Genomic DNA, 11,810 nt, shown 5'->3' on the forward strand with positions numbered 1-11,810 from the left:
GAGGAGGCCCCTATCCCCGACCCTCCAACGCCCCCCAGATTCCGCACGTGAAGAAAGGACCCGCATCATGCGAACGCAACGACGGATTGCCCTCGCTGCCGCTGCCTCGGCCGCGTTGGTTCTCTCGGTCATCACCGCCACGACGACGCAGGCCGACGATGCGCCGACGCAGGCCGACGACGCGCCGACGCAGGCCCAGACCGGCGGGGACTCCTTTGTGGAGGAGTTCGACCAACCCATCGACGAGAGCTTCTGGTTCATCAACGACGGTTACCGCAACGGCGAACATCAGAACTGCATGTTCAACGCGGACAACCTGGCCGTCGCGGACGGGATACTGACCCTCACGCTGGACGACACCCCGCTCGGAGGCCTCGACTACTCCTGTGCGGCCATGCAGACCCACCAGCGGTACGGCTACGGCACCTATGAGACCCGGATGCGTGTCACCGAGGCCAGTGGCACCAATCAGTCCCTGTTCACCTACATCGGTCCGTATCAGGGGCACCCGTGGCATGAGATAGACGTCGAGGTCCTCGGCAAGGACACCACGGAGGTGGAGATCAACACGTGGGTGGACGGCGTACCGTCCGGCGGCGGTCCGGTGGACATCGGGGTGGACAACAGCGAGGAGTTCGTCCACTACGCGTTCGCGTGGGAGCCGCACCAGGTCCGCTTCTTCATCAACGGTGAGCTCGTCCGCACGTACACCGAGCCGTCCCAGGTTCCCTCCATCAACCAGCAGATCTTCACCATGACGTGGAGCACGGACATGCTCACCGACTGGATGGGCCCGTTCGAATACGACGGCGAGCCGATCATCACCGAGTACGAGTATGTGGCGTTCACCAGGGCGGAAGAGGAATGTCAGTTCGAGGACTCGATCGTGTGCGACATCGACGTGGAGATCCCATCGTCGTCGTTCGTGGATGACTTCGACACCTTCGACACCAACCGCTGGCAGCGGTCGAACGGCTGGAACAACGGTCCGCAGCAGAACTGCACCTGGGCCGCTGACCAGGCCACGGTGGCTGAGGGCACGCTCAACCTCACTTTCGTCGAGCAGGCCACCGGTGACCGCGACTACGCATGCGCCGAAGTGCAGCACCGGAGCAGATTGGGCTACGGAACCTATGAGGTGCGGATGAAAGGCGTCGAAGGCTCGGGTGTGATGGCGACCTTCTTCACCTGGGCCGGCGCGTCCGGCGAGCAGCCGTCGGAAGCTATCGACATCGCCAAACTGCTCGGTCTGGACACCAGCCAGGTCAAACTCAACACCTGGCGGAACAACCAGCCGCTCGATCCGGTGTTCGCCGACCTGCCGGCACCGGCGGACCAGGAGTTCCACGACTACGGAATGGTCTGGTCGGCCGAGCAGCTCGACTTCTACCTGAACGGCGATCTCGTGCACTCGATCACCGACGAGGACAAGATCCCCAGCCAGGCGACGAACATGTTCCTGAACATCTGGGCCAGCGAGTCGACCCCGGAGATGGGTGAATTCGTGCCGCCGGACGGCCCGCTCACCATGCAGGTCGACCGGGTCGCCTACACCGAGCCGGGCGACGACTGCCAGTTCGCCGAGTCGATCGCCTGCGACCTCTGATCACCTGGAGCCGTTGAGATGAGCCAGACCCATCCACGCCCCGCCGGCGTCGACGACGAAACGTTGCCGGCGCTGGTGGCCCGGCTGACCCTCGAGCAGAAGGTCCGGCTGCTGACCGGCGCCGACATGTGGGGCCTGTACGACGAGCCGGCGATCGGCCTGCGCCGGATGGTGCTCTCCGACGGGCCGTCCGGAATCCGCGGAGAGCACTTCGACGGACGCGAGACGTCGATCAACCTGCCCTCGGCCACCGCCCTGGGCGCGTCCTGGGACGTCGAGCTCGCGTACCGGTACGGCGCCCTGCTGGTGGTCGAGGCGCGCCGCCGCGGTGCCGACGTCGTCCTCGGACCTACCATCAACCTGCACCGCAGCCCGCTCGGGGGACGGCATTTCGAGGCCTACTCCGAGGATCCGCTCCTGACGTCCCGGCTGGCGGCGGCCTACGTCCGCGCGGTTCAGGACGGAGGTGTGGGCGCGTGCCCGAAGCACTACATCGCCAACGACTTCGAGACGGAGCGATTCACCGCCGACGTCGTGGTGAGCGAGCGTGCGTTGCGGGAGCTGTACCTGGCGGCGTTCGAGAACATCGTCCGCCAGGAGCGGCCGTGGATGGTCATGGCGGCGTACAACTCGGTCAACGGAGCCACCATGACGGAGAACCCGCTGCTGGGTGAGCCGCTGCGGGGCGAATGGGGCTTCGACGGCGTGGTGGTCTCGGACTGGTGGGCGACCCAGACGACGGAAGGCGCTGCCCTCGGGGAGCTGGACCTGGTGATGCCCGGCCCGGACGGTCCGTGGGGTGACAAGCTCGTCGAAGCGGTCAGCACCGGACGCGTCCCCGAGGTTGTCATCGACCGCAAGGTGCTTCACCTCCTGAGTCTCGCCGGCCGGGTAGGTGCGCTCGATGGAGTGGCCCCAGCCGTCGTTGTGCCATCCAAGGAAGACGGGCGGGCGCCAGTAGAAGACGGACCGGCGCTCGTGCGAGAGGCCGCAGCGGCCGGCATGGTACTCGTGCGAAACGCTGGCGGTGAGTTGCCCTGGCAGGCCGCCTCGCTGGGGCGAGTGGCCGTGATCGGCCACAACGCCTTTCACGCCCGGACTCAGGGCGGCGGCAGCGCGGTGGTCGAGCCCGATTACACGGTGGCGCCGCTGGACGGGCTGCGCGGCGCACTTCCCGGCACGGAGGTGGTCTGGGCGCTCGGAGCGGCCATCCAGCGCGCCGTCGTTCCGTTACCTGAGCAGGACCTGACCGACCCGGTGACGGGCGAGCGCGGGGTTCGCGTCATCTTCCGGGACCCGGACGGCGCGGAGATCCTCAGCGAGTGGCGACGCGGGGCCGATCTGGCGCGGCTCGCCTCTCCCCGGCTCCTTGACCACGCGCGGGTGCAGCTCTGCACTCGCTACCGGCCGACGCGCACGGAGGATGTGCGCTTGGGGGTGGCCGGTGCGGGACGGGTACGGATGCACGTGGACGGGCGCCTGGTGCTCGACGCAGAACTGGTGCATGAGGGGCAGGTCTTCGCCGGAGGCCTGCTGGCACCGCCTGTGGCGAGTGTGCCGGTGTCGCTGACGGCCGGCACACCGATCGACATCGAGATCAGTCTCGAGGTGCCCGCTGACCGGCCCGAAGGGGCGGCTACCCTCACCCTCGGCTTCGACCTCGAAACGGCCGAGCCTGATCAGTTGATGGCCGAAGCCGTCGAGACCGCCCGCACCGCCGACGCGGCGGTCGTCGTGGTCGGCACTAGCTCGGATGTGGAGAGCGAGGGCTTCGACCGGAAGAGCCTCGCATTGCCGGGCCGGCAGGACGAGCTGGTCCACGCGGTGGCGGCGGTCAACCCTCGCACCGTAGTGGTCGTGAACTCGGGCGCGCCGGTGACCATGCCATGGCGAGACGAGGTGGCGGCCGTACTGCTCACCTGGTTCGGGGGGCAGGAGTACGGCAACGCCCTCGCCGACGTCCTGCTCGGCGTGAGAGAACCCGGCGGCCGGCTGCCGACCACGTGGCCGGCCGCCGAGTCCGACGTCCCGATCCTGGACACCACGCCGGTGAACGGCACGCTGCGCTACGACGAGGGCATCCACATCGGCTACCGCGCCTGGCTGCGCTCCGGTGTGTCTCCGGCGTACCCGTTCGGCTACGGCCTCGGCTACACCACCTGGGACCTGACCGATCTGACTGTGTCTCGTCCTGCTGGAGACCGGTGGGAGGCCCAGGTGCGGGTCCGCAATACCGGGATGCGGGTGGGTAAGCATGTGGTGCAGGTGTATCTGTCCAGGCCGGGCAGTGGCGTCGAGCGGCAGGAGCGGTGGCTGGCTGGGTTCGCTGTGGTGAGAGCGGAGCCGGGGGAGGAGCAGAACGCGGTGATCGAGATCGCGTCGCGTGCTTTTCAGCATTGGGACGGCGGTTGGCAGGTCGAGCCCGGCAGCTACACCCTGTACGCCGGATCGCACGTGGCCGATCTCCCGCTGAGCACGCGGGTCGACGTCGAATGACAGCACCGAACATCCTCCTGCTCATGGCCGACCAGTGGCGGGGTGACTGCCTGAGCGTCGCCGGGCACCCGGTGGTGCACACGCCGTTCCTCGACCAGCTGGCCTCGCGGGGCGTGCGCTTCAGCCGGGCCTACTCGGCGTCGCCCACGTGTATCCCGGCGCGGGCGTCGTTGCATACCGGGATGACACCCGCGAGCCATGGGCGGGTGGGCTACCAGGACTACGTGCCGTGGGACTACGACGTGACGCTGGCCGGCGAGCTGACCCGCGCCGGGTACCAGACGCAGGCGGTGGGGAAGATGCACGTCTATCCCGAGCGCAGCCAGCTCGGGTTCCAGAACGTCATCCTGCACAGCCCCACCGGGATCGTGCGGATGGCTCGTCAGCAGGGCCGCGACCCCGGCCTGGTGGATGACTATCTGCCCTGGCTGCGCCAGCAGCTGGGGCGAGACGCCACGTTCTTCGACCATGGCATCGACAGCAACTCCTACGTGGCCCGGCCGTGGGACAAACCGGAGCACACTCACCCGACCACCTTCGTGGCCACCCAGGCGGCCGATTTCCTGCGGCGGCGCGACCCACGCAAGCCGTTCTTCCTGTTCGCCTCGTTCAACGCGCCGCACCCGCCGTACGATCCGCCGGGGTGGGCGTTCGAGCAGTATCTCGACCGGGAGATGCCCGATCCGCCGGTGGGCGACTGGGTGGAGCTCTTCGCGAGGCACGCGAAACCGGCCGATCCCACGGCATGGGTGGCCGACGTCGACGCGGCAACGTTGCGGCGCGCCCGGGCCGGCTACTACGGGCACATGACCCACGTCGACCACCAGATCGCGTATCTGCTGGCTGAACTGGAGCACCACGGGGTACGGGAGAACACATACATCTGTTTCATTTCCGATCATGGCGAGATGATGGGTGACCATCACCTGTACCGGAAGGGCTTTCCCTACGAGGGGTCCGCGCGGATTCCGCTGCTCTTCGCCGGACCGGGCGTGCCCGGCGGTTCGGTACGCGATGAGCTCGTCGAACTGCGCGACATCATGCCGACGCTGCTCGAGTGCGCTGGCGTCGACCCGCCCGCGTCGGTCGAGGGCGAGAGCTTCCTCGGGCGCGTGCGCGGAGAAGTAGGCGTGTCTGGTGAGGATTCCCAGTGGCGGGGCGACCTGCACGGCGAGCACGTGATGTTCGGCGAGTCGCAGCAGTGGCTCACCGATGGCCGTTCCAAGTACGTGTGGTTCTCCGGGTCCGGCCACGAACAGCTCTTCGACCTGGTCGCCGACCCGGAAGAGACTCGCGACCTGGCGCGCGACCCGTCGTCGGCCGACACGCTTGCCTGGTGGCGCGCCCGCCTGGTCGCTGAGCTCGACGGCCGCGAAGAAGGCTTCACCGACGGCCGGCGGCTGATTCCCGGCCGGCCGGTCCGAGCCTGCCTGGCCCACGTAACCGACCACCGCCAGGAGTAGAGCATGAGCGAAGACAGGGAGATACACACCGACGTCGTGGTCGTGGGCGCTGGCCTGGGCGGGGTGGCCGCCGCGCTGGCCGCGGCACGGGCTGGACTGCGCGTCGTTCTCGCCGAGGAGACCGATTGGATCGGCGGACAGTTGACGGCCCAGGGCGTGCCGTCGGATGAGCACCCGTGGATCGAGCAGTTCGGCTGCACCGCGAGTTATCGTCAGCTGCGCGACGGCATCCGGGACTATTACCGCCGCTGGTACCCGCTAACACCCGAGGCTCGGGCACGACGCGCGCTGAATCCCGGCAACGGAAAGGTCAGCCCGCTGTGCGCGGAGCCGCGGGTCAGCCTGGCCGTGCTGGAGGGGATGCTCGCGCCGAGCCGCGCCGACGGACGCCTCGACGTGCGGCTGCGCCACCGGCCGGTCGCGGCCACCGTCGACGATGACACCGTTACCAGCGTCACGCTCCATGACCTGGACGGCAACCGCACGCTCACTGTCACCGCCCCGTATGTTCTGGACGCCACCGAGACCGGAGAGCTGTTGCCTCTGACCGGCACGGAGTACATCACCGGTTTCGAGTCCCAGGACGACACCGGCGAGCCCAGTGCTCCCCGGGAGCGGCAACCGCTGAACATGCAGGCTGTGTCCTGGTGTTTCGCCGTGGATCACCGGCCGGGCGAAGACCACACGATCGACAAGCCCGACCAGTACGGCTTCTGGCGGGACTATCAGCCGCCGTATTGGCCGGATCGGATGTTCAGCATGGTGGCGCCGTCGCCGCAGACGCTGGAACCGGCGCCGCGTTATTTCCTTCCGCATGACGACGATCCGGCTCGTGGCGCCGACCGGGACCTGTGGGCGTTCCGGCGGATCCTCGCGCGGGACAACTTCGCGCCCGGTGCGTTTGCCAGCGACGTGGTGATCGTGAATTGGCCGATGATCGACTACCTGGAGGGGCCGTTGTTCGAGGTGGACGCCGACGAAGCGGCGAAGCACGCCGTCGGCGCCCGGCAGATGAGCCGGAGCTTCCTGTACTGGATGCAGACCGAGATGCCGACACCGGACGGCGGAACCGGCCTGCGCGGGTTGCGGTTGCGCGGCGACGTGTTCGGCACCACGCACGGGCTGGCGAAGGCCCCATACATCCGGGAGTCGCGGCGGATCGCCGCCGAGTACACGATCGTCGAACAGGACGTCTCGCTTGCGCTACGTGGACAGCAGGGCGCGAAGGCGTACCCGGACTCGGTCGGGATCGGTTCGTACCGCATCGACCTGCACCCGTCCACGGGCGGGGACAACTACATCGACGTCGGCTCGCTGCCGTTCCAGATCCCGCTGGGCGCTCTGCTGCCGGTCCGCACCCGCAACCTGCTCCCTGCGGCGAAGAACATCGGAACGACGCATATCACCAACGGCTGCTACCGGCTTCACCCGGTGGAATGGAACGTCGGCGAGTCGGCGGGTCTGCTGGCGGCGTACTGCCTCACCCACAAGGTCACCCCGCACCAGGTCCGCGCCGACGACATCCACCTCGCGGCGTATCAGAAGGCACTGACCGAGCACGGCGTCGAACTGGCCTGGCCGACGGTCTACGGCTATTGATGGTTTCAGGCGTATCGGTTGCGAGCCCGGTTTCAGAGCTTGCGCATCGCCCAGCCCTGTTCAGCGCTGTGCGCTACGGCCTCCAGGTCGGCTCCGGTGGAGGCCAGCACGGCAGCGGCCACGGCACCTTCGACGAACGGTGCGTCGGCAAGGCGGACCACGGGAGCGTTGTCCTCGTCTTCGAGGTCGGCGAGCAATGTCTTGGCCGTCAGCACCGAACTGCCCATATCCATCAGGATGAGCACGCCGTCACCCTTGTCCGCCTCAGTCACAGCGGCGCTGATCAGGTCGATGCTCGTTCCCATGCCGCCATCTTCAGTTCCTCCGGCGGGTGCGATCGGAACCTCCGCGCCGGCCAGAGAACTCGCCAGCTCCGCGGTGGCTGCCGCGAGCGCCGGACTGTGAGAGACCAGAACGATCCCCACACTCATGGCGCGGTCACCTCAGCTAATGCACGCAGGATGAGAACGGTGGAGGCGGCCCCGGGATCCTCGTGGCCGATACTGCGTTTGCCGAGATAGCTTGCGCGGCCTTTCCGGGCCTGCATCGGTATTGTCTCGGCCAGCCCGGCCTCGGCGGCCTTCGTGGCATTGACGGCGGCGGTGTGCAGGTCGGACGTGCTGCGAGCTGCTTCCTGGAACGCGGCGACGGCGGGAGCCAGCGCGTCCACCATGGTCTTGTCGCCGTGTAAGGCTCCGCCGAGTTCCTCGATGCCCCGGAGCATCGCTTCGAGCGCATCGGCTACCGCGGTGACGTCGCCCTCGTCGCGTAGTTCTTTGCCGAACTGCCGGAACCCGTTGCCGTACAACGGCCCGGACGCTCCGCCGGTCTTGGAGATCAGCGCGCGCCCGGCGGTGATCAGCGTCTTTGCGGCGCTGTCCGGCGTCTTCTCGTCGATGTCAACGACGGCCGCGAGCAGGCCACGCGTCAAGTTGGCGCCGTGGTCGCCATCGCCGATCTCGGCGTCCAGCCGGGTGAGGCGTGGCTCGTCGGTGCGCACCAATTCCGCGGCGCGGCTGACCCAGGCGATGGCCGTAGCTGTGTCGAGGATCATGTCACATCCCCCACCTCAGCGCGGGGGTGGAGACCGGTGCGTCCCATAGCCGGGCCAGCTCGTCGGTCAGCGACGTGACGGTGATCGAGAAACCGGCTTGGTCGAGGCTGGTGATGTAGTTGCCGACCAGGCTGCGTGCGACCGTAATGCCGTGACCGTTCAACCACTCGTCCGCCTCTGCGTATGCGCCGTACAGCTCGATGAGTGGTGTGCCTCCGTGGCCGTTCATGATGACCAGGACATCGCCGGAGATCGGCCGGTCGGCGTGGATGGCGTCCAGCGCGTAGGCGACCAGATCCCGTACGGGCGCGATCTCCCCGCGTTCACGTCCGGGTTCGCCGTGGATACCGACTCCCAGCTCGATCTCGTTCTCGGCGAGATCGAAACCAGGCTTGCCGGCAGCCGGGACCGTGCCGGCGTGCAACGCGATACCGAATGAACGAGAGCGTTCGTTGACCTCGGTGGCCAGCTGGGCGACCGTGTCGAGATCGGCGCCTTCTTCGGCGGCCGCTCCCGCGACCTTCTCGACGACGATCGTCCCGCCGGTGCCGCGTCGGCCGGCGGTGAATGTGGAGTCCTCGACCGCGACGTCGTCGTTGGTGACCACCGAAACGACCCGGATGTCCTCGTCTTCGGCCAGCTCGGCCGCCATCCGGAAGTTGAGGACATCGCCGGTGTAGTTCTTCACGATGTGCAGGACACCCTGGCCGGAGTCGGCCGCCTGGGTGGCGGCGATGATCTGGTCTGGAACCGGGGAGGTGTAGACCTCGCCGGGGGCGGCGGCGTCGAGCATGCCGTGCCCGACGTACCCGCCGTGCAGGGGCTCGTGACCGGAACCGCCGCCCGAGACGAGCCCGACCTTGCTCGTGGCCCGCTCAGCGCGCGAAATGATGCGGTTCTCGATGTCGACGGCGAGGCCGGGATGCGCAGCGGCCACACCACGCAACGCATCCGGGATGACAGTGTCTGGGGAGTTGATCAGCTTCTTCATCGAACGCTCCAACTCTGAGCTCGGCGACTTGTCCGGCCGCTTCAGCTGGTCCGGAACCACTCGTAGCCTCACCCTACGCCCGAATTGCCAAGATCATCGGTACTTGCGGCCATCATTCCCACCCGGCGACGCGCCGGCGGCGGGGTATGAGCAGGCTCTCGAGGATCGGGCGGCCGTGCGACACAACCGGACGAGGTGGCCCGGGCGTCTGCATGGTAGAGGCATCAATCGAAGACGGGACGGATCCGGCACGATGCGTTCGATGCGGAACGGTAGGGGCGGTGCAGATGAGAGAAGAGCTGCGGGAGTCGTTCGTCGCCATGGCGACGAGTGAACTGAACCAGCTTCGGCGCTTCGCGTATGCGGTGTGCGGTGACTGGCACCGGGCCGACGACCTCGTGCAGGCCGCGCTGGAGCGGATGTATGTCGCCTGGCCACGTGCACACGATGTCGGCGACCACGGTGCGTATGCCCGTAAGGTGCTGGTGCGGCTGGCGATCAGTGAGACACGCCGGCCATGGTGGCGCCGGGAACGCGTCGCCGACAACATGCCGGAGACCTCCGGCGCCGATATCGCAGCTGATGCCGCCGAACGCCACGATCTCGCGCAGGCGCTGGCCGGGCTGACAGCCAAGCAGCGGGCGATCGTCGTGTTGCGCTTCATGGAAGACCGGACCGTGGCCGACGTCGCGCAGATCCTGGGTATTGCGCCCGGCACCGTGAAGCGGCAGAGCCACGACGCCATCGGCCATCTCCGGCGCCACCTTTTGTCAAACGATGCTGTCGCACCAGCGACGGCTGATGAGCGCTCGGGCTCAGCCAGTCCAGCAGATCGAACTGGCGCCCACGGTGCCACAGGCGGAGGGATCTAACGATGGAAGACGTACTCCAGAAGTTGCGTTCGGCAGACGAGCGCACCTCGCCACCGCGCGCATTCGATTTGGAAGCGACTGTTCGACGTGGACAGGCGAGACTGCGGCGGCGCCGGTTCGTCCAGGCGAGCGTGGGGGTCGCGGCCGTCGTCGGAGCCGTGGCCGGAGCGTTCGTGGTCACCCCATTGTCCGGGGGTAGCGGCGAGTTGACGGCTGCCGGCGACCCCTCGCCCGAGGACGCCTTGAGCCTGTTGGCGGAGCCCGCGGGGATTGACGACGAACTGCCAGCGATGCTGGGTGAACAGGTAAGCCAACAAGGACTGGTTGCCTCGACGGCCCGAGTGGTCACGGAAACGGAGGACACCAAGTTCTGGGCCGCGGTCAATCTTCGCGGTGAGATCTGCTTCGTGGCGTACACCAAGCACCCGTACAACCGGTCAGCGACAGGTTGCGCTGAAGTTGCGGCTTTCCTGGACGACGGACTCGCGATTCCGGCCGGCCCATCGCCGAGATGGGGAGATGCTTTGCTCGTGCCGGATGGATACGAGCTAAGTGCTGGCCAAGCCGCGGACAGGACACTCGTCACGCCGAACCTGGCCGTCCCCCGTGACGAGTGACCCGCATCCTGCTCCCAGCCCCCGGTGATCATCAGCGCATTGTCGCTGTTGGATCGCCTTGAATGGGTGTGCGGAGGTGGAGCTCCGGACGTTAAGCGGCCGCTTGCTCGTGCGGCGTGACGACAGGCCACTCGTTGTCGACCTGGCCCAGATTGTTGCTGTAGTTGGTCAGGATGTTCACGGCCACGTGGCCGACGGTCTCGATGGTCGCGTGGGTGCGGGCGTCGTCGCTGTGGCCGTGCCCGCAGTCATGGTGAGGCACGAGAAAACCCACCGAACATGATCATTTAGAGCGGCGGCGGAGGATGATCCAGAGCAGGATGGCGAGCAGGGCGGCGCCGGCGGCGTAAGGACCGTACCGGCGCAGGGCATCCTGGGCGCCGGTGATCTCGAGCAGATCGATCGGTTCGACCTCGAACTCGGCGTTCTCGGCCTCGGCTTCCTCGACCGCTGCGCGTTCGGGATGCGCGAATCGGCCAGTCTCGGCTCTGGTGCCGCTGGGAGCAGCTGGGCTGCTCGCCGCGTCGCTGCCGCTCGCCGTGGCGGGGGCTGCTTCCGTAGCCTGGCCCGAGGTGGATGTTGTGGGGGTGCCGGCTTGCTGGCCGGTGTCGCCCAGCGTCGTGGCGAGGCAGTCGGAGAACTGCCCTAGCAGCTTCCCGCCGACGTCGTTCAGCATCCCCCGGCCGAACTGCGCCGGGCGTCCGGTGATGCGCAGGTCGGTGGTCACGTTCACGTGAGTGGAGTCACCGTCGGCCACCATGCTCGCGGTCACGGTCGCCGCGGCCGTGCCGGAGCCCCGAGCCTCTTTGCCTGAAGCCTCCATGACGACGCGGTGAGCGGCATCGTCGGTCTCGATGAACCGGCCGGTGCCACGGTAGAGGAGTGAGATGGGGCCGAGCTTGACCTTGACCGAGCCGCTGAAGGTCTCGCCGTCGAACTCGTCGAGTGTGGCACCCGGCATACACGGCGCCACTCGCGGCACATCGAGCAGTACCTTCCAGGCATCGGCGATCGGCACCGGAACGGTGAACTGGTGATCCAGCTGCATGTCTTCCCTCTCCCTCTTCCGATTTACGGGCTCCGGCTGAGCGCGACGCGCGCGTGCAGGGCTG

General features: G+C 67.6%; 11 protein-coding genes. 6 read left to right on the plus strand and 5 right to left on the minus strand.

Features of this window, described 5'->3' with window-relative positions; all coding sequences use genetic code 11:
* Positions 1–67: 67 nt before the first annotated feature.
* From F7O44_RS16925 to F7O44_RS16940, 4 genes are read left to right on the plus strand one after another with little or no spacing between them, the layout of a single operon-like run.
* The gene (locus tag F7O44_RS16925; protein ID WP_162451432.1) at positions 68–1,606 is read left to right on the plus strand and encodes a family 16 glycosylhydrolase; all 1,539 of its coding nucleotides are present in this window, start codon (positions 68–70) and stop codon (positions 1,604–1,606) included.
* 18 nt (positions 1,607–1,624) lie between these two features.
* Complete coding sequence (locus F7O44_RS16930) at positions 1,625–4,102, plus strand: beta-glucosidase family protein (protein WP_162451433.1); 2,478 nt, start codon at positions 1,625–1,627, stop codon at positions 4,100–4,102.
* Positions 4,099–5,565, plus strand: a complete 1,467-nt coding sequence (locus tag F7O44_RS16935; RefSeq protein WP_162451434.1) for an arylsulfatase — start codon at positions 4,099–4,101, stop codon at positions 5,563–5,565. Before F7O44_RS16930 ends, F7O44_RS16935 begins: the two co-directional genes overlap by 4 nt.
* A 3-nt stretch (positions 5,566–5,568) precedes the next feature.
* Entirely contained in the window at positions 5,569–7,164 is a 1,596-nt protein-coding gene (locus tag F7O44_RS16940) for an FAD-dependent oxidoreductase (protein ID WP_187361383.1), read from the plus strand.
* Between the two features lie 32 nt (positions 7,165–7,196).
* Here the strand turns inward: F7O44_RS16940 and dhaM are convergent, their stop codons facing one another.
* Genes dhaM through dhaK form a run of 3 tightly spaced genes read right to left on the minus strand, consistent with a single transcriptional unit; the run spans position 7,197 to position 9,209 of the window.
* Positions 7,197–7,595, minus strand: coding sequence for a dihydroxyacetone kinase phosphoryl donor subunit DhaM (gene dhaM, locus F7O44_RS16945; protein ID WP_162451435.1), 399 nt, complete (start codon positions 7,593–7,595; stop codon positions 7,197–7,199).
* Positions 7,592–8,218: a dihydroxyacetone kinase subunit DhaL gene (gene dhaL / locus F7O44_RS16950; RefSeq protein ID WP_162451436.1), complete on the minus strand. Its 627-nt coding sequence runs from the start codon at positions 8,216–8,218 to the stop codon at positions 7,592–7,594. The genes dhaM and dhaL overlap by 4 nt, the downstream gene beginning before the upstream one ends.
* Before the next feature lies 1 nt (position 8,219).
* Positions 8,220–9,209 carry a dihydroxyacetone kinase subunit DhaK gene (gene dhaK, locus F7O44_RS16955; protein ID WP_162451437.1) on the minus strand — a complete coding sequence of 330 codons (990 nt, stop codon included), beginning with the start codon at positions 9,207–9,209 and terminating at the stop codon, positions 8,220–8,222.
* 287 nt (positions 9,210–9,496) lie between these two features.
* Here dhaK and F7O44_RS16960 point away from each other — a divergent pair, with 287 nt between their 5' ends.
* Together F7O44_RS16960 and F7O44_RS16965 are read left to right on the plus strand one after the other, a co-directional pair.
* Positions 9,497–10,081, plus strand: a complete 585-nt coding sequence (locus F7O44_RS16960; RefSeq protein WP_162451438.1) for a SigE family RNA polymerase sigma factor — start codon at positions 9,497–9,499, stop codon at positions 10,079–10,081.
* A gap of 2 nt (positions 10,082–10,083) precedes the next feature.
* Positions 10,084–10,698 (plus strand): hypothetical protein, encoded by a 615-nt coding sequence (locus F7O44_RS16965; RefSeq protein ID WP_162451439.1) that lies wholly within the window; start codon positions 10,084–10,086, stop codon positions 10,696–10,698.
* A 91-nt stretch (positions 10,699–10,789) separates the two neighbouring features.
* Here F7O44_RS16965 and F7O44_RS16970 read toward each other — a convergent pair whose 3' ends face one another.
* A complete protein-coding gene (locus F7O44_RS16970) occupies positions 10,790–10,960 on the minus strand; it encodes a hypothetical protein (protein WP_162451440.1) in 171 nt (56 codons plus the stop codon).
* 21 nt (positions 10,961–10,981) lie between these two features.
* Positions 10,982–11,746 carry an SRPBCC family protein gene (locus tag F7O44_RS16975; RefSeq protein WP_162451441.1) on the minus strand — a complete coding sequence of 255 codons (765 nt, stop codon included), beginning with the start codon at positions 11,744–11,746 and terminating at the stop codon, positions 10,982–10,984.
* Positions 11,747–11,810 lie beyond the last annotated feature (64 nt).

This window comes from Phytoactinopolyspora mesophila (assembly GCF_010122465.1).
Classification (GTDB): Bacteria; Actinomycetota; Actinomycetes; order Jiangellales; family Jiangellaceae; genus Phytoactinopolyspora; species Phytoactinopolyspora mesophila.

What these genes read in the sequence shown, in the direction of transcription:
- F7O44_RS16940 (WP_187361383.1), top strand. Translation starts at nt 5,569, where the DNA reads ATGAGCGAAGACAGGGAGATACACACCGACGTCGTGGTCGTGGGCGCT.
- F7O44_RS16965 (WP_162451439.1), top strand. Translation starts at nt 10,084, where the DNA reads ATGGAAGACGTACTCCAGAAGTTGCGTTCGGCAGACGAGCGCACCTCG.
- F7O44_RS16935 (WP_162451434.1), top strand. Translation starts at nt 4,099, where the DNA reads ATGACAGCACCGAACATCCTCCTGCTCATGGCCGACCAGTGGCGGGGT.
- F7O44_RS16925 (WP_162451432.1), top strand. Translation starts at nt 68, where the DNA reads ATGCGAACGCAACGACGGATTGCCCTCGCTGCCGCTGCCTCGGCCGCG.
- F7O44_RS16930 (WP_162451433.1), top strand. Translation starts at nt 1,625, where the DNA reads ATGAGCCAGACCCATCCACGCCCCGCCGGCGTCGACGACGAAACGTTG.
- F7O44_RS16960 (WP_162451438.1), top strand. Translation starts at nt 9,497, where the DNA reads ATGAGAGAAGAGCTGCGGGAGTCGTTCGTCGCCATGGCGACGAGTGAA.
- dhaL (WP_162451436.1), bottom strand. Translation starts at nt 8,218, where the DNA reads ATGATCCTCGACACAGCTACGGCCATCGCCTGGGTCAGCCGCGCCGCG.
- dhaK (WP_162451437.1), bottom strand. Translation starts at nt 9,209, where the DNA reads ATGAAGAAGCTGATCAACTCCCCAGACACTGTCATCCCGGATGCGTTG.
- F7O44_RS16975 (WP_162451441.1), bottom strand. Translation starts at nt 11,746, where the DNA reads ATGCAGCTGGATCACCAGTTCACCGTTCCGGTGCCGATCGCCGATGCC.
- dhaM (WP_162451435.1), bottom strand. Translation starts at nt 7,595, where the DNA reads ATGAGTGTGGGGATCGTTCTGGTCTCTCACAGTCCGGCGCTCGCGGCA.